This is a genomic window from Corynebacterium sp. A21 (assembly GCF_052266655.1).
Lineage (GTDB): Bacteria > Actinomycetota > Actinomycetes > Mycobacteriales > Mycobacteriaceae > Corynebacterium.
Map to the genome: position 1 here is coordinate 37,163 of NZ_JBQPQY010000003.1, position 15,450 is coordinate 52,612.

18 protein-coding genes are annotated in these 15,450 nt (G+C 64.5%); 9 read left to right on the plus strand and 9 right to left on the minus strand.

Annotation, left to right across the window (positions count from 1 at the left end):
• Positions 1-18 precede the first annotated feature (18 nt).
• The 3 genes from ACTU46_RS06525 to ACTU46_RS06535 are packed head-to-tail and all read right to left on the minus strand — an operon-like array spanning position 19 to position 1,168.
• On the minus strand, positions 19-477 hold the full coding sequence (locus ACTU46_RS06525; protein WP_443380442.1) for a YdcF family protein: 459 nt from the start codon (positions 475-477) through the stop codon (positions 19-21).
• Positions 474-974 (minus strand): 5-(carboxyamino)imidazole ribonucleotide mutase, encoded by a 501-nt coding sequence (gene purE / locus ACTU46_RS06530; protein WP_443380443.1) that lies wholly within the window; start codon positions 972-974, stop codon positions 474-476. Before purE ends, ACTU46_RS06525 begins: the two co-directional genes overlap by 4 nt.
• A gap of 41 nt (positions 975-1,015) precedes the next feature.
• On the minus strand, positions 1,016-1,168 hold the full coding sequence (locus tag ACTU46_RS06535; RefSeq protein ID WP_443380444.1) for a helix-turn-helix domain-containing protein: 153 nt from the start codon (positions 1,166-1,168) through the stop codon (positions 1,016-1,018).
• A gap of 5 nt (positions 1,169-1,173) precedes the next feature.
• Between ACTU46_RS06535 and ACTU46_RS06540 the strand changes: the two genes are divergently transcribed.
• Positions 1,174-1,674, plus strand: coding sequence for a VOC family protein (locus tag ACTU46_RS06540; RefSeq protein WP_443380445.1), 501 nt, complete (start codon positions 1,174-1,176; stop codon positions 1,672-1,674).
• On the opposite strand, the gene ACTU46_RS06545 is transcribed toward ACTU46_RS06540, so the two are convergent.
• Genes ACTU46_RS06545 through ACTU46_RS06560 form a run of 4 tightly spaced genes read right to left on the minus strand, consistent with a single transcriptional unit; the run spans position 1,671 to position 5,289 of the window.
• Positions 1,671-2,765: a serine hydrolase domain-containing protein gene (locus tag ACTU46_RS06545; protein WP_443380446.1), complete on the minus strand. Its 1,095-nt coding sequence runs from the start codon at positions 2,763-2,765 to the stop codon at positions 1,671-1,673. The genes ACTU46_RS06540 and ACTU46_RS06545 overlap by 4 nt on opposite strands.
• Before the next feature lie 52 nt (positions 2,766-2,817).
• Positions 2,818-4,011, minus strand: a complete 1,194-nt coding sequence (locus tag ACTU46_RS06550; protein ID WP_443380447.1) for a 5-(carboxyamino)imidazole ribonucleotide synthase — start codon at positions 4,009-4,011, stop codon at positions 2,818-2,820.
• A 4-nt stretch (positions 4,012-4,015) separates the two neighbouring features.
• Positions 4,016-4,507, minus strand: coding sequence for a PH domain-containing protein (locus tag ACTU46_RS06555; RefSeq protein ID WP_443380448.1), 492 nt, complete (start codon positions 4,505-4,507; stop codon positions 4,016-4,018).
• A gap of 11 nt (positions 4,508-4,518) precedes the next feature.
• Positions 4,519-5,289, minus strand: coding sequence for a biotin--[acetyl-CoA-carboxylase] ligase (locus ACTU46_RS06560; RefSeq protein WP_443380449.1), 771 nt, complete (start codon positions 5,287-5,289; stop codon positions 4,519-4,521).
• 124 nt (positions 5,290-5,413) lie between these two features.
• On the opposite strand from ACTU46_RS06560, the gene ACTU46_RS06565 reads away from it, so the two are divergent.
• From ACTU46_RS06565 to ACTU46_RS06590, 6 genes are all read left to right on the plus strand, one after another.
• A complete protein-coding gene (locus tag ACTU46_RS06565) occupies positions 5,414-7,048 on the plus strand; it encodes an acyl-CoA carboxylase subunit beta (RefSeq protein WP_443380450.1) in 1,635 nt (544 codons plus the stop codon).
• A 118-nt stretch (positions 7,049-7,166) separates the two neighbouring features.
• Positions 7,167-8,771, plus strand: a complete 1,605-nt coding sequence (locus ACTU46_RS06570) for an acyl-CoA carboxylase subunit beta (protein ID WP_443380451.1) — start codon at positions 7,167-7,169, stop codon at positions 8,769-8,771.
• Between the two features lie 28 nt (positions 8,772-8,799).
• Entirely contained in the window at positions 8,800-9,024 is a 225-nt protein-coding gene (locus ACTU46_RS06575; protein ID WP_443380452.1) for an acyl-CoA carboxylase subunit epsilon, read from the plus strand.
• The gene (locus ACTU46_RS06580; protein ID WP_443380453.1) at positions 9,025-9,621 is read left to right on the plus strand and encodes a Maf family protein; all 597 of its coding nucleotides are present in this window, start codon (positions 9,025-9,027) and stop codon (positions 9,619-9,621) included.
• Between the two features lie 368 nt (positions 9,622-9,989).
• Positions 9,990-10,250 (plus strand): META domain-containing protein, encoded by a 261-nt coding sequence (locus ACTU46_RS06585; protein ID WP_443380743.1) that lies wholly within the window; start codon positions 9,990-9,992, stop codon positions 10,248-10,250.
• A gap of 67 nt (positions 10,251-10,317) precedes the next feature.
• Positions 10,318-10,719, plus strand: coding sequence for an META domain-containing protein (locus ACTU46_RS06590; RefSeq protein WP_443380454.1), 402 nt, complete (start codon positions 10,318-10,320; stop codon positions 10,717-10,719).
• 10 nt (positions 10,720-10,729) lie between these two features.
• On the opposite strand, the gene ACTU46_RS06595 is transcribed toward ACTU46_RS06590, so the two are convergent.
• The gene (locus ACTU46_RS06595) at positions 10,730-12,850 is read right to left on the minus strand and encodes an acyltransferase family protein (RefSeq protein ID WP_443380455.1); all 2,121 of its coding nucleotides are present in this window, start codon (positions 12,848-12,850) and stop codon (positions 10,730-10,732) included.
• Between the two features lie 91 nt (positions 12,851-12,941).
• On the opposite strand from ACTU46_RS06595, the gene ACTU46_RS06600 reads away from it, so the two are divergent.
• Positions 12,942-13,355, plus strand: a complete 414-nt coding sequence (locus ACTU46_RS06600; RefSeq protein ID WP_443380456.1) for a DUF3151 domain-containing protein — start codon at positions 12,942-12,944, stop codon at positions 13,353-13,355.
• Complete coding sequence (locus tag ACTU46_RS06605) at positions 13,318-14,172, plus strand: endonuclease/exonuclease/phosphatase family protein (protein WP_443380457.1); 855 nt, start codon at positions 13,318-13,320, stop codon at positions 14,170-14,172. The genes ACTU46_RS06600 and ACTU46_RS06605 overlap by 38 nt, the downstream gene beginning before the upstream one ends.
• Here the strand turns inward: ACTU46_RS06605 and ACTU46_RS06610 are convergent.
• Complete coding sequence (locus ACTU46_RS06610) at positions 14,169-15,236, minus strand: Cj0069 family protein (RefSeq protein WP_443380458.1); 1,068 nt, start codon at positions 15,234-15,236, stop codon at positions 14,169-14,171. The two genes, ACTU46_RS06605 and ACTU46_RS06610, sit on opposite strands and share 4 nt — an antisense overlap.
• Positions 15,237-15,450 lie beyond the last annotated feature (214 nt).

Here is a 15,450-nt window from a genome sequence, read left to right on the forward strand (position 1 = left end):
CTACGCGCAATACCCGGATCATTCAAGGATGCCCCGCACCCTTCGCCATCCCACCCGCAGCACCGAGTGCGGCAGTGCCAGACACTCCCGCAGGAACATTTTCACCCACGCGCGCCCCTCGGTCCGTGCCCCGATCACCTGCACCGGGACCCCGAGGTGCCAGGCCCAGATCCGAGTGCGCAGCACATGGAAATCACTGGTGACCACGATCCAGCAGCGGGTGTCCGGCAGCAGTGCCTGGGCATTCTCCAGGTTTTCATTAGTGCTGGTCGCCTCGGTCTCCAGCAGGAGTTTCGCGGCGTCCACCCCGTGTTCGATCAGCCACTGGGCCATGGCCTCAGCTTCGCCGCGGCCGCTGACAACGCCGACCCCCGCGGCGTCGATAAGCGGCTGGGCGCGCTTCAGCCGGGCGGCCAGGATATTCGAGGGGCGGCCGTCATCGTCGATGAGCGCCCCGAGTACGAGGACCGGGTTCACTGACCCATCAGACGATTGCGCAGGGCCTCGTCCTTCTTTTCCACTTCAGCGGCCATGTCCTTCTGGTACTCAGCCATACGATCAACCAGCTCCGGCATGCCGGCGCCGAGGATGCGCACGGCGAGCAGGCCGGCGTTCTTGGCACCGCCGATGGAGACGGTGGCCACCGGCACGCCGCCCGGCATCTGCACGATGGAGAGCAGGGAGTCCAGGCCGTCGAGGTCCTTCAGGGCGCGCGGCACCCCGATCACCGGCAGCGGGGTGGCGGCCGCGACCATGCCTGGCAGGTGGGCGGCACCGCCGGCACAGGCAATGATCACCTTGAGGCCACGCTCACGGGCGGTCTTGGCGTAGGTGAGCATCTTCTCCGGGGTGCGGTGCGCGGATACCACGCCGACCTCGAAGCGGATGCCGAAGTCGACGAGTACATCGGCGGCTGGGGCGACGGTGTCCCAGTCCGAATCCGAACCCATAATCAGTCCGACGAGCGGTTCCATTGAAGAACTCCATTCTGTGTGAGCGCGGTGTCAATCTCCGCTTATTGTGCCAGAGCATCCCCGGCGGAGTCTTGGCGGTAGTCCTTCGGGGTGATCCCCAGAATGTCCCGGAAGTCGGCGGCCAGATGGGAATGATCCGCATAACCCAGCCCGGCGGCCACCTCGGCCACAGTCACCTCAGGCTTTTCCCGCAACTGCTGTGCCGCCTCTTGGAGCCGGTAGCGCCGGAACCCACACCACCGACGGCCGCCCCCACAGCTTCACCACCCTCACTCCCTTCCTGGCGGTGAGCGGAGCCCGCAACGCCATCGAGTTCTACCGCACGGTCTTTGGTGCCCATGTCCTCGATGTCACCGAGATGTGCGGCGTGATCGCCCATGCCGAGCTCAATTTCGGTGAGGGGCGACTACAGCTCGGCGAAGCGAATCCAGATTATGGGCTGATCCCGCAGTCCAGCACCGACGAGGCCTGCTTTTCCCTCGGCGTGTACTGCGCGGATGTTGATGCCGTGGTGGCCAGGGCTGAGGAGGCCGGTGCCACCGTCCGTGAACCGGTGGCGGAGTTTGTCAGCGGTGACCGTTTCGCCTCGATCAAGGATCCCTTCGGTGTCCGCTGGTCGGTGATGTCACGGGTGGCGGATCTCTCTGATGCGGAGAGCGCCCAACGGGTCGCTGCCTGGGCGGCTAGCCAGGAAGGTTAGTTTCCTCGGGACCGGCCGGCCGCCCCGAGGTAGGCGTACAACCAGGAGAAAGGATGCACCTTCACCTGGTTGATGGTGCCGCTGATGAAACGTCCGCCTTCCGGCTCGTAGAAGGCGAAGCTGCCGGTGGCTCCGGAGTGACCCAGGATCCGCGGGGTGGGCATGAACGGTGAGGCCCAGCGTGGCATCGCCATGCTCATCATCCCGGCCCCGTAGCTGAGCGGGCGGAACTGGATGGGGTGCAGGTTGAGATTCTGCAGGTGTTGGATATCGAAGAGCTGGCCGGTGAAGAAGGCCCGGAGGAAGTCCTGGAGTTCCGCGTTGGTGGAGATCAGTCCCCCGGAGGCGGGCTGGCTGGCCAGGTAGTTCGGCCGTTGCATTTCCCGCCGGCCGTACCAGAAACTCGGTATGGGTTCCGCTGGCTGTGCCAGATAGGTATCCGTCAGCTGGAGTGGTTCGAAGAGGTGGCGTTCGAATAATTCCGGCAGCGCTGTCTCCGTCACCTTCGTGGCGATCTGGCCGAGCAGATCCGCGTTGAGGTTGGAGTAGTGCGCCTTGGCGCCGGGCAGCGAACGGCCTCCACACGCACGAGTCAGTTCTACCGCCTCTGCAACACTGAGGGTCAGATCTTCCTCAATCACCCGCTTCATCACCCCGGCGTCGCTTTCATAGTCCGCCAGCCCGGAGGTGGCGTCCAGCAGCTGGCGGACGGTGATCGCCCCGCTCATATCCTCCCCGCGGTAGACATTGATGCCCTGCCACAACTCAGGCTCCAGCAGCTCCCCGAGAGTCAGCTCATAGTCGAGCAGGCCGTCATCAATGAGCTGGAAGATCAGCGCGTGGGTATAGAGCTTGGTGACCGAGGCCAGCACGAAGGGGTCATCCTGGGTCTGCTGGCCTTGAGCGCTTTCGAGGAGCACCTCCCCCTCGGCATCAGAAACCGCGATGATGGCGCGGGTGATGCGCGGATCGAGGGCGAACGCGGCGTCGATAAGTTTTCGCCGCTGCCCCACCCCGAGAACAGCCCAGCCGGCCACCGCACCGCCCACCGCGGTGGCTCCGATCGATAGTGCACCCAGGGATTTCCGCATGGCGCTCAGCACCCTTCCAGATCAGGTTGCGGCAAATGCCCCTGAGCTTAAGTCACGGCCACTGCGCGTGCACGATGTAGAACGCAGCTTCGCGGGCCTGCTGGCGCACCTTCTCCACATCCGAGCCGACCATGTTGACGTGGCCGATCTTGCGGCCCGGGCGGTGGCCCTTGCCGTAGAGGTGGATCTTGGCGTTCGGGTAGCGACGCCAGACCTCAGCCATCCGCTGTGCCATCGGCTGCGCCGGATCCTCCTCAGCGGCGAGGGTATTGGCCATGACGGTGTACTCCGCCTTGGTTTCAGTGGAGCCCAGCGGGTAGTCCAGCACGGCGCGCAGGTGCTGTTCGAACTGGTCGGTCACGCAGCCGTCCTGGGTCCAGTGGCCGGTGTTGTGCGGGCGCATGGCCAGCTCATTGACCGAGATCTCACCTGCGGTGTCCTCGAAGAGTTCCACCGCGAGCACCCCGGTGATCCCCAGCTCGGAGGCGATCTTCTCGGCCATTTCCCGGGTCTGGTGCTCCAACGCCGGATCCAGCCCCGGTGCCGGGGCGGTGGCCTCGGCGCAGACCCCGTTCTCCTGCACGGATTCCACGACCGGCCAGGCGGCGGTCTGCCCGGAGGGGTTGCGCGCCACCATGGCGGAGAGTTCGCGGGCCAGCGCCACCTTGCGCTCGGCCAACAGCGGGGTGCCCTTGGCGAGCAGCTCGGTGACCAGCGCTGAAAGTTCTTCGCGTGAGGCGGGCATCCAGACGCCCTTGCCGTCATAGCCACCGCGGCGGGCTTTCAGGCAGACCGCGCCCTCGACCTGGTCCCAGAAACTTTCGGCCTCGGCCGCCGAGTCAATCGCGGCGAACTCCGGCACGGGTGCCCCGAGTTCGGCAAGCTTCTGCCGCATCAGCAGCTTGTCCTGGGCGTAGACCAGGGCAGCGGGCTGCGGCTGAACGTTAATGCCCTCGTCGATCAGGGCCTGCAGGTGCTCATTGGGCACGTGCTCATGGTCGAAGGTCACGGCATCTGCGCCCTGGACCGCGATCCGGAGATCATCGAGGCTGGTGTAGTCGCCCAGCACCACATCGGCGGCGACCTGGGCGGCGGAGGCGTCCTTCGCCCCGGCCAGGAGTCGGACGGACTGGCCGAGTTCGATGGCTGCGGTCTGCATCATCCGGGCCAGCTGGCCATCGCCGATCACCGCGACGACGGGCATTCCAGGGGCATGGGCGGCGGGGTTACCTTTGGCTTCAGTCACGGGCTCAACTATAGCGAGGGGGCCCCAGGGGCCGGTTAATCCCCATCGACTGGTTAATCACCGTGGCCACCTTCTTCGCCTTGGGCACGTCCCTGAAGTACAGCGGACGCTCGAAACCACCCAGCACCAGGGAAATCCGGTTCCGGCGCCGGTTGACCCCCTGGATCTGGTGCATCGGGATGGAATCAGCCTTGGCCTGGAAGGTCCCGGCGCGGACGATGACCCGCTGGTCGGTGACCACGAAGCGGCGGCGTCGGGAGCGGGCCACCGGCAGCAGGAAGCGCCAGGTGGCCAGCAGCAGCCAGATCACCACCACGGCATTGCGCAGGTCCAGCGGGATGGTGCCGGCGAGGTCGGGGCGGTCGAAGTAGCCGATGCCCATCCAGCACAGTCCGGTGATCAGGATCAGTTCCAGGACGGGGAAGGTCAGACTGGATAGCGGCGAGGTCAGATCAATGCGTACCTGTTCTCCTGGCTCCAGCTGAAATCCCGACATGGCTATAGAGGTTACCTGGGGTCCTCGTGGAGACGAAGATGCGTGACATCACCGGCGGAGAGCTCATGGAGTTCCCCTTCTTCGGAAGAGCGGACCTGGAGCCGGCCGTCCTCGAGGACGGCGGTCACCTCACCGTAGAGGTTGGTGTTTCCGGGCAGTTCCACCCGGACCTGTTGGCCGATGCTGGCGGAGACCCGGCGGTAGTCCGCCATCAGCTGCGGGTCTTTTTCCGCCCACTGCCGCAGGCGGCGGTGCACGGCCAGCAGGACCTGCTCCGCCAGGGCGGTCCGGTCGGTGTCCAGTCCTTCCAGCAGTAGTGAGGTGGCGTGTGGCACCGGCAGCTGTTCCCGGGTGAGGGAGACGTTGATTCCGAAGCCGATGACGATCGCCGGGGTGGGCGTGAACCGGGCCTCGGCCAAGATGCCGCAGAGCTTCCGCCCCTCGATCTGGAGATCATTGGGCCATTTCAGCCGGGCCTGCGGAATGGCATCGGTCAGGGCCACACCGACGGCCAGTGGGATGGTGCCCACCGCCGCCAGGTCCCGGGGCCGGATCAGCAGGGAACAGATCAGCTGGGAGCCGGTGGGTGCGCTCCAGGCACGCCCTAATCTGCCCCGGCCGAGGCTCTGGTGATCGGCCAGGCGCACCGACCATTCTGGGGCGTCAATATCGTCGAGGAGGTCTGCATTGGTCGAACCCGTGCTGTCCACAAAAGAAAGTTTTGTGTAGGGGCCGTTGGCTACGAGGGTGTCTGTCAAGGTCTGAATGTCCACAAAAGCCATGGTAGATGAACTTTAGTTGCCCTATCGCCAGGGCACCCGTTTCCGTTTCAGAACCCAGAAGTGATGGTAATCACCCGAGTTTCGTTATGGAAACTATCGGCCAAAGGGTCTATCATTTCAAAACATGACCATTTCCTCACCTTTGACGAATGTTGCGAACCTGCCGGAGGACTCCAACACCACCGCCGCCAAGATCGCCGATCTGAAGGCTCGACGTGCCGAGGCCCACTTCCCGATGGGCGAGAAGGCCGTCGAGAAGGTCCACGATGCTGGCCGACTCACCGCCCGTGAACGACTCGACTACCTCCTCGATGAAGGCTCCTTCGTCGAAACCGACCAGCTTGCCCGCCACCGCACCACCGACTTCGACATGGGCAAGAAGCGCCCTGTCACCGATGGCATCGTCACCGGCTGGGGAACCATTGACGGCCGCGAGGTCTGCATCTTCTCCCAGGACGGCACCGTTTTCGGTGGCGCCCTCGGTGAGGTTTATGGCGAAAAGATGATCAAGATCATGGAGCTGGCGGTCACCACCGGTCGCCCGCTGATCGGCCTGTATGAGGGCGCCGGCGCCCGCATCCAGGACGGTGTGGTCTCCCTGGACATGATTGCCCGGACCTTCTACCACAACATCAACGCCTCGGGCGTGGTGCCGCAGATCTCCGTGATCATGGGTGCCTCCGCCGGTGGCAACGCCTACTCCCCCGCGCTGACCGACTTCGTGGTCATGGTGGACAAGACCTCCAAGATGTTCGTCACCGGCCCCGACGTGATCAAGACCGTCACCGGTGAGGAAATCACCCAGGAAGAGCTCGGTGGCGCCACCACCCACATGGCCACCGCCGGTAACTCCCACTACACCGCCGCCAACGACGAGGAAGCCCTCGACTGGGTCCAGGACCTGGTGTCCTTCCTGCCCTCCAACAACCGTCAGTTCGCTCCCCTGGCTGAGTTCTCCGCCGACGAGGGTTCTGTCTCCGAGAACATCACCGCCGATGATCTCAAGCTCGATGGGATCATCCCGGACTCCCCGACCGTTCCCTATGATGTCCGTGGTGTCATCGAGTCCCTGACCGATGATGGCGAGTACCTGGAGATCCAGGCTGAGCGTGCCGAGAACGTCGTCATCGCCTTCGGCCGCATCGAGGGCCAGTCCGTGGGCTTCGTCGCCAACCAGCCGCTGCAGTACGCCGGTTGCCTGGACATCGATTCCTCCGAGAAGGCCGCCCGCTTCATCCGCACTTGCGATGCCTTCAACATCCCGATCGTCATGCTGGTCGACGTCCCGGGCTTCCTGCCCGGTGCCGGCCAGGAGTACGGCGGCATCCTCCGCCGCGGCGCCAAGCTGCTCTACGCCTACGGCGAGGCCACCGTCCCGAAGATCACCGTCACCATGCGCAAGGCCTACGGCGGCGCGTACTGCGTGATGGGTTCCAAGGGCCTGGGTGCCGATGTCAACCTGGCATGGCCCACCGCCCAGATCGCTGTCATGGGTGCCTCCGGCGCCGTCGGCTTCATCTACCGCAAGGAGCTCAAGGCGGGAGCGGAGAAGGGCATCGACGTCGCCGAGCTCTCCAAGTCCTTCGAGCGCGAGTACGAGGACCACATGCTCAACCCGTACATGGCGGCTGAGCGCGGCCTGATCGACGCCGTGATCCTCCCCTCGGAGACCCGCGGCCACATCGTCCGTAACCTGCGCCTGTACAAGGACAAGAACGTCACCCGTCCGGCCCGCAAGCACGGCAACATCCCGCTCTAAGAAACCGGCTGTTCCCAGCCCCGAAGGCTCATCGCCGTCCCCGCGATGGGCCTTCGTTATTTCCCCTCCACCCCGCCCGTTCCCATTATCTGAGGATCAAGCTTTAGACTTAAGCACCATGACAGCCGCTGAAACAGATCTCACCACCACCTCGGGCAAGCTCACGGACCTGCGCAACCGCCTGGCCGAGACGCATGCCCCGGTCGGCGAGGCCGCCGTGGAGGCCACCCACGCCGCCGGTCACGCGACCGCCCGCGAGCGCATTACCCATCTGCTCGACCAGGATTCCTTCGTCGAGGTGGATGCCCTCGCCCGCCACCGTGCCAACGCCTTCGGCATGGAGGCCAACCGCCCCGTCACTGATGGTGTGGTCACCGGCTACGGCACCATTGACGGCCGCAAGGTGTGCGTCTTCTCCCAGGATGCCTCGGTCTTCGAGGGCGCCATGGGTGAGGTCTACGGCGAAAAGCTGGTCAAGATCCTCGAGCTGGCCACCATGACCGGCGTCCCGATGATCGGTATCCACGAGGGCGCCGGCGCCCGGGTGAAGGAGGGGGTGGTCTCACTGGCGATGTACGCCAAGGTCCTCCGCCTCAGCACCCAGGCCTCCGGGGTCATTCCGCAGATCGCCGTGGTCACCGGGGTCACCTCCGGGGTCCATGCCCTGATTCCGGCACTGGCGGATGTCCTGGTCACCGTGGAGGGCGAAGCCGAGCTCTCACTCACCGAGGCCGAGATCGCCGCCCAGGTCGCCGGCACCGAGATCACCGGGCAGCAGCTCGGGGGTTCGGGAGTCCAACGCGATAACGGCACCTCCCACCACACCGCAGCCAGCGATACGGCTGCCCTGGAATGGGTCCACGGGCTGCTGGGTCATCTACCGGCGAATAACCGGGCCGAGGCGCCGCGGATTCAGGCGGAGCGGCTGGCCGGGGCCATCAAGGACAATGTCACCGGGACCGACCTTGAACTGGATTCCCTGATCCCGGATTCCGATGCCCAGAGCTATGACATCCATGAGGTCATCTCGCGGGTGGTGGACAAGAGCGAACTGACCGAGCTGCAGGCCGATTACGCCGGCAATATCATCACCGCTTTCGCCCGGGTGGAGGGCCGCACCGTCGGCGTGGTGGCCAACCAACCCACCGTGCTCGCCGGCTGCATCGACATCAAGGCCGCCACCAAGGCCGCCCGTTTCATCCGCACCTGCGATGCCTTCAACATCCCGATCATCGAGTTCGTTGACGCCCCGGGCTTCCTGCCCGGTACCGAGCAGGAGCACGGCGGTATTCTCGCGGCCGTCGCAAAGCTGTCTTATGCCACCGCGGAAGCCAGCGTCGGCAAGATCACCGTGATCACCCGCAAGGCCCTGGGTGGTGCCTACGTGGTCATGGGTGCCAAGGATCTGGGCGCGGACCTGGTCTTCGCCTGGCCCACCGCGGAGATCGCCGTCACCGACGCCCCGACTGCCGTGGCATCGATCTACGCGGACAAGCTCACCCGCGCTACCGAGAAGGGCGAGGATGCCGCGGAACTGGCCGCCACCTACGCCGCCGAATATGAAGAATCCCACATCAACCCCTACCTCGCCGCCGAGCGGGGACTGGTGGATTCGGTGATCCCGCCCTCGGAGACCCGCGGCAACATCATTGAGGGCCTGCGACTGCTCGACCGGAAGGTCCTGCAGCCGCTCGCCAAGAAGCACGGAAACATTCCGCTCTAAACCCCAACGAGAACCTGGAGTAATCAACATGTCCCAGCAGAAGCCGCTGTTCCGTATTGTCAAGGGCAACCCCGATCCCACCCAGATCGCCGCGCTGACCACCGTCCTGGCCGGACTAGCACAGCAGGCTGCTGAGCAGTCCAAGGCAGATGCGGTGCCGCGCGAGCGCAACCGCTGGGGCGAGCTGGACCGTCGTCTCCACGACAACACCATCTACAACCCGAACGCCTTCCTGAACCTGACCTACCGCTAAATGCGCATCGTTTTAGCCTCCCAATCCCCCTCCCGCCTCAGCATCCTGCGCTCGGCGGGGATTGAGCCGCTCATCCACCCCGCGCACGTGGATGAGGACGCCCTGCTGAGCGATGCCGCGTCCCTCGACGCCGCCGCCCAGGTCGCCCTGCTGGCCACCGCCAAGGCGGAGGCCGTGGCCGCCGACTACCCCGATGATGTGGTGATCGGCTGCGACTCCATGCTGCTGCTCGAGGGCCAACTGCAAGGCAAACCACACACCGTGGCAGCCACCGTGGCTCGCTGGGAGCAGCAGGCCGGCAAGTCCGCCGAGCTGCTCACCGGGCACTGTGTACTGGGGCCCGAGGGCCAGCGGGTGGTGTCCACCTCCTCCACCGTGGTGCACTTCGCGGAAGCCTCCGCCGTGGATATCCGGGCCTATGCGGAATCCGGGGAGCCGCTGGAATGCGCCGGCGCCTTCACCCTGGAAGCCCTCGGAGGTTGGTTCATCGACCGCATCGAGGGCGACCCCTCCTCGGTTATCGGACTCTCCCTGCCGCTGGTGCGCGGGGCCCTCTATGACTTCGGCTACTCGGTCTCGGAGTTCTGGAACCGCTGAGCGTTGGTGGGGCTGATAAAGAGTGGCTGACGTTTAGGTCTCGAGGATCGCGCCAATTACCTGGATTTGAGGGTCATTGGGGCGATCCTCGAGACCTACCCTTCACTCCGGGTTTGACCTGCCGGGCCGGGCTCTACCATCAGCCAACGCTTGCGGGGGCGCCCGTTGAAATCAATCCTCACCCATTCGCGGTGAGGGTTACTAGTTTCCAACTCATGTCCTCACTGTTGAGCACCCTTGCCCTATCCAGCGCGCTGCTGTCCGCCCCGGTTCTTGGATCCTCCACTCCGCTGACCCCCGATGTGCTGCCCGAACCGGAAGTGAGCGGATAGAGTTGGGTCCTAGATGCGCCTGGCCCCACTTCGCGCCTGACACTGTCTGACAGCGGCAACGTACATGGCCACGATGGGTGTAATAGCTTCGGATATATTCCCTGGGATTGCTGCGAAGGCCCGTTTTGGACGCAGGAAAACAACCACATCGTCTTCCACGGCATGATCATGTCCACGATGATGGCGTGCCAAGGCCACGATGAGGCCCTCGCGAGAGCCGATACCTTCATCCTCGACGGCGATGACCTGCTCCTCTTCAAAGACGGCGAGCTGCTGGGCACCATGATTCCGGCTTAGACCCCTTCGAGGTCACCGATCCTGTGAATCCTCCCACCGGGTTCCCGGGACTTGCTAAATTGAACCCATGTCTTCACTGCTGAGCACCTTCGCCCTGTCCAGCGCCCTATTCCTTGATTCCTCCGCCCCGGTGGCCCCCACCCTTCCCGATGACGGCGAACTCTACGTGGCACAGCCACCGGCAGCCGGTTCCTCGGTGCTCTCTTCATCCCAACAGGCCCGGCCACTGCCCTGGCTGCACCTGGAAACGGATGGGGAGTTCCGGGCCTCTGACGGCTGCAACTCCGGTTTCGGCGAGTGGATCCGTCAGGGCGATACCTTCTCCTTCAGCAACGGTGGTTTCACCGAGATGTGGTGTGAGGGCATCAACCCCTGGATTCAGCAGGCCACCTCCGGAACGCTCGAGGGGAATACCCTCCTCGTCTTCGATGAATCCGGTGAGCTGCTGGGGACCATGGACCGTCGCTGACTCAACTTGGTTACGCTACCGGGAAGAACTCCCAGATCTCCTCCCAGAGTAAGGGTGCCAGCGTCAGCGCGTAGGCATTCGACATGTGGTTGGCATCGCGGTAGACGTGGATATTGCCGATCACGGCCGGACAGTTCTCATCCGGACAGAACCAGTCGGACGTGTCCACGGCCTTCATTCCGGGTTGGTCGTTGAGGTAGGCGGCTGCGGGGTCTTCATCGAGGTAGACAGCTGCGCGGGGTACGCCGCAACCGATCACGTCCCCAGTGTCAAAGACACAGAGCGGGATGCTTCTTTCGGTGCCGTCCTCGAACATGGACCAGGGGTTGTCCCGCAGCCCGACGAAGGGGATCCCCTCATCAGCGAGGAATCGCCAGAAGGTCGGATAGGAGGCGGGGACTTCCTCCAGTGCGCTGGCCTGTTCCACGAAGGGCCGGGTGGAGGTGGAGACCACCACATCCGGGCGATCCTGGGAGATCCGGTCCAGCACGGTCTGGTTGAATTCCGCGCAATCAGACAGGAAGAGCCCGTCCAGGTCCTCGACGAAGTTCGGGCAGGACTGGCGCACCATCGGGACGATCTCAAAGCCGTGTTCCTTGCCCAGCACATCCAGCGGGGTGATCCACTGCTCGGCATGGGAACCACCGGTCAGATACACCACGGTGTCGGCGCCGATGGTGCCGAAGCGGCAGGCCTCCGGATCTCGTTCCTGCTCCCGATCCACAGGCAGCATGCCTGGGTCGTCTTCAAAGGTGGACATGCAGCCGGAGAGCCAGGAAGGCGGCAGCATCTGGCTGAGCAGGGTGGGGTCCGGCTTGAATTTCGCTTCGGGCACCGGGGCCCCGGCCAGGGCGGCGGCACCGGGGTAGGTCAGGGGGTCGAGAAGCTCGCCGTCGACAAAGTTGAGTCGGGCCTGCAGCGCCGGCTGGAGGCTGAGCAGTGCCGCCATCGCCACGGCAACCACGACACCACCGGCGGCGCGGCGCTGTGCCGGGCGTTGGGTGCGCACCCCCCGCCAGGCGGTTCTTCCCCGCTGCTCCTCGCGGGTGGGCCGTTTGGCGTGCTGTGCCAGCGGCTTATCGACGAAGCGGTGGGTCAGGTCCGCCAGGAGCAGAGAGCCGAGCACGACGACGGCGCCCAGCACCGGGCCGGGGGTCTCGACGTCCAAGACAATGGTCGCCAGGATCAGCAGCGGCCAATGCCAGAGGTAGAGCGGGTAGGCGATATCACCGAACCAGCGCATCAGCTTCGACCCGAGCAGTCCGGCGACCTTGCCGCCGCCGAGAATCACCAGCACCGCACCACCCAGCGGGTAGAGCGTGGTCGGTCCGGGGAACTGGGCGGCACCATCGAAGAAGAAACCGGTGGTCAGCACCATGAACAGGCCGACGACGGTGAAGATCTCCTTCACCCAGGGGGCCAGGCTCAGCCGGGAGCCGTAGAGCACCAGCAGACCACCCAACGTCAGCTCCCAGAAGCGGGTCCAGGTGGAGTAGTAGTTCAGCGACTGATCAATGAAATGCATGACGATGGCGTAGCCGAAGGAGAAGACCGTCAGCGCCAGCAACAGCGGACCCGCCAGTCTCTCCACCTCGGATACCCCGATCCGTCGGCGGCGCTGCTCCCGCAGCACAAACGCGATGACCGTGGCCATGAGGATGGCGAAGAGATAGAACTGCCCCTGTACCGCCATCGACCACAGATGCTGGAAGGGACTGACGGTGTTGGAGGCGACGTTATAGTCCGCGCCCTGGGAGGCGAGTTCCCAGTTCTGGAAGTACAGCAGACTGGCCGTCATCTGGCGGACGATCTCCAGGGTGCGGAGCTCCGGGGCCAGGGTAATAATGCCGATCGCGGTGGCCCCGAGCACCAGCACCAGGCCGGGCAAGAGTCGCCGGAGGGTCCGCCAGATCGGCCACCATACATTCAGTGAGGCATCCGGCCGTCCGGCGTAGCGTAACTGCGAACCGAGGAAGAAATATCCCGACAGCAGCAGGAAGACATCCACGCCACCGGAGACCCGACCGACGAAGACATGGAAGAGCACAACGAAGGCGATGGAAATGCCGCGGAGGCCGTCAAGATCGTATCGGTAGGGAGCCGTCCGTAATGAATCCCGGGTGGTACCCATGAGAACTACATGCCTCCGCAAAAGTTTAGGTCTGATGAACCCGTCATACGCTACACGCCCCCTAACGGAATCTAGCTCTAGAGTGGAGGGCATGCAGATGAAAGATATGATGGCACCGCCGCCGGTGAAGCTCCCGGTGGATCCGGCCGTGGCCCAGAACCCCCTTGATAATGACACCGCACTCGCCCACCCCGATAGTCCACTGGTGTGGGCTGTCCGGGCCGAAGCAGCCCTGAAATCCGCGGAAAGCACCGAGGATAAGCTCATCGCCTACGCACTGGCCCGCACCGGCTACCACCGTGGTCTGGACCGGCTGCGCGGCAATGGCTGGAAGGGTTGGGGCGCAGTCCCCTTCGATCATGAACCGAACCAGGGCGTGCTGCGGGCTATCGCGGCACTGGCTCTGGCGGCCCGGGCTATCGGCGAGGAGGCTGAATACGACCGCTGCCGGGCGCTGCTCTCAGACAGTGACCCCGCGAGCGTCGCCAATCTTCTCGACGCCTAGGCTCGCCCTCGCACTGCTGGGCGCGGCCTGGGCTGCCACGGCGCTGATCGATGTCGCACAGCCGTTCTGGATCGCGGTCCAGGCCACCGCCTGGCTCGGGGTGGGGCTGTTGATTCTCAGCCTGCTGCCCGGCTGGCGCAGCCGACTGTCCGCCGGCGCGCTGGCACTGGTGGGGCTGCTTGGCTCTCCCCTGCTGTCAATTCCCGGTTCAGCATCGGACGTGCGCGTAGCCACCTTAAATTCCCTGCACGCACGGGCGGAGGAAACAGCGCTGCATGCCGAGCTGCTGGCGTTGTCCCCCGATATCGTCGTGCTGGTGGAGACCAATTCCGCCGAGGCTGCCGCGGTGGCCGAACTGCTGGGGCTGAACCTGACCGGGGAGGTGGCCTCGGGAGGGCACGCCGTGGCGGTGCTCGCCCAGACGGATACCCCTGCGGAACAAGACCCTGAGGGGTTCCACCAGCGACCCTCAGTCGCGTTAGCGGAGGTGACCGTCATCGGCGTGCATTCTGCGGCTCCAATCAACGCTCGCCTGGCAGAACTCTGGGGTGAGGATCTCACCAGGGTGGCTGCTGCCCTGGAACGACCCGGCGCGGTGATCGCCGCCGGGGATTTCAATGCGACCGCAGCTCACCCGCGATTCCGGGACCTGCCGGGCACGGATTGCAGCCTGCCTGTTCCCACCTGGCCGATGCCGGTTTCCGGGTTGCATCTGGACCATATCGTGATCAGTGGTGCGCAATGCTCGGGAGCCGGCACCTTCGCGGTGCCCGGCACCGATCACCGTGGGGTGTGGGCGGATATTGTCCTGGGTTAAGCCGGGGTGCGTACGGCAGCCTTCACCCGGGCGATGGCTTCCTGCGCCACCAGTTGCTGGATCCCCATGTCCAGTTCCGAGGTAAAACCCACGCAGGAGCAGTTGATCTCGCCCAGCACGTAGGAGTCCGAACCATCCTCGGCGGTGTCCAGCATGAAATCCGCGGTCCAGATCAGCGGGATATTGTCCCCGCCGAGCTTCTCGGCGATCTCGGGGCGGGCGGCGGCAAACTCATCGACGAGTTCCTGCCACGCCGCCGGCTGATCATAGGTGTACTTCGCCCCGGAGAAGAGCGTGGCGGAGAAGTTATCCCCACCTGCCGCCGGCTTCTTGTGCACCACGAACACCGGGTGCGGGCCGACCAGCAGAATGCGGACCTCACCTTCAACGATGCGCGGCATGAAGCGCATGTCCACCAGCATGCCGTTGTCGCCGATGATGTACTGGCCGCAGAAATCCATGAACTCACCCAGTTCACGGAGCTCGGTGTGGTTGTCTACTGCCTCGGTGCATTTGAGTTTGGTGTCCAGCGGCAGCGCGGTACCGGGTGTTGTCCTCGCGGCCAGTTCCTTGTCAGCCAGCTGGACTCGCCAGATCCCGGAGCCGGTCGAACCACGGTTCTGCTTGAGCACCCGCTCGCCATAGGACAGCGAGGTGGGGAAGGTCTCGAAGAAGCTGGTGAGGTCATAGTAGGCCGTGGTATCCGAAGGCACCAGATCGGTGTCCCTGAGCTTGACCAGCGCATCCTTGGCACCGTAGGCCATCATCTCGGCCGGGGTGGACATGCCCACCAAGCCGGCCTCGGACAGGCGGGTCAGCAGGTCGAAGTAGCCCTTCTCGCCGCCGGGGATATTGCCCGGATTGACCCGGGAGATGTAGCCGCTGAAATTCTCGGTGACATAACTGTAGAGATCTTCGGTCCACTCGGGACGGAAGTACAGGACCTCAGCGTTCCAACTCTGCGCTCGCAGTGCTTCAACGATGGGCATGGTGTCTCGGCGGTGACCGTCCATAAATTTGTCGGCCCCACCCTCGACCTCAAAAATGACGATGCTCTGAAGCACGGGAACCCTCTTTTCAAACCGTGGTGGTGCAAGCCATAGCGGTCCTGCCCCGAAAGAATAGAGCACCGGTGGCACCTGCTGCCGCATCAGATCCGGTGAAGTTACTAAAGACACATCAGAGTCTTCCGGTGACCACTTCGGGCAGCTCGCCGAGGCCGGATCATAGCCGGTTCCGCCTACGGCCAGCCCTTCTTAAGCGTTATGCAGAACACAT

Bases quoted from the DNA above. Each gene is read 5' to 3' on its own strand.
- purE (WP_443380443.1), bottom strand. From the start codon at position 974: ATGGAACCGCTCGTCGGACTGATTATGGGTTCGGATTCGGACTGGGAC.
- ACTU46_RS06545 (WP_443380446.1), bottom strand. From the start codon at position 2,765: ATGCGGAAATCCCTGGGTGCACTATCGATCGGAGCCACCGCGGTGGGC.
- ACTU46_RS06555 (WP_443380448.1), bottom strand. From the start codon at position 4,507: ATGTCGGGATTTCAGCTGGAGCCAGGAGAACAGGTACGCATTGATCTG.
- ACTU46_RS06560 (WP_443380449.1), bottom strand. From the start codon at position 5,289: ATGGCTTTTGTGGACATTCAGACCTTGACAGACACCCTCGTAGCCAAC.
- ACTU46_RS06565 (WP_443380450.1), top strand. From the start codon at position 5,414: ATGACCATTTCCTCACCTTTGACGAATGTTGCGAACCTGCCGGAGGAC.
- ACTU46_RS06570 (WP_443380451.1), top strand. From the start codon at position 7,167: ATGACAGCCGCTGAAACAGATCTCACCACCACCTCGGGCAAGCTCACG.
- ACTU46_RS06575 (WP_443380452.1), top strand. From the start codon at position 8,800: ATGTCCCAGCAGAAGCCGCTGTTCCGTATTGTCAAGGGCAACCCCGAT.
- ACTU46_RS06580 (WP_443380453.1), top strand. From the start codon at position 9,025: ATGCGCATCGTTTTAGCCTCCCAATCCCCCTCCCGCCTCAGCATCCTG.
- ACTU46_RS06590 (WP_443380454.1), top strand. From the start codon at position 10,318: ATGTCTTCACTGCTGAGCACCTTCGCCCTGTCCAGCGCCCTATTCCTT.
- ACTU46_RS06595 (WP_443380455.1), bottom strand. From the start codon at position 12,850: ATGGGTACCACCCGGGATTCATTACGGACGGCTCCCTACCGATACGAT.
- ACTU46_RS06600 (WP_443380456.1), top strand. From the start codon at position 12,942: ATGCAGATGAAAGATATGATGGCACCGCCGCCGGTGAAGCTCCCGGTG.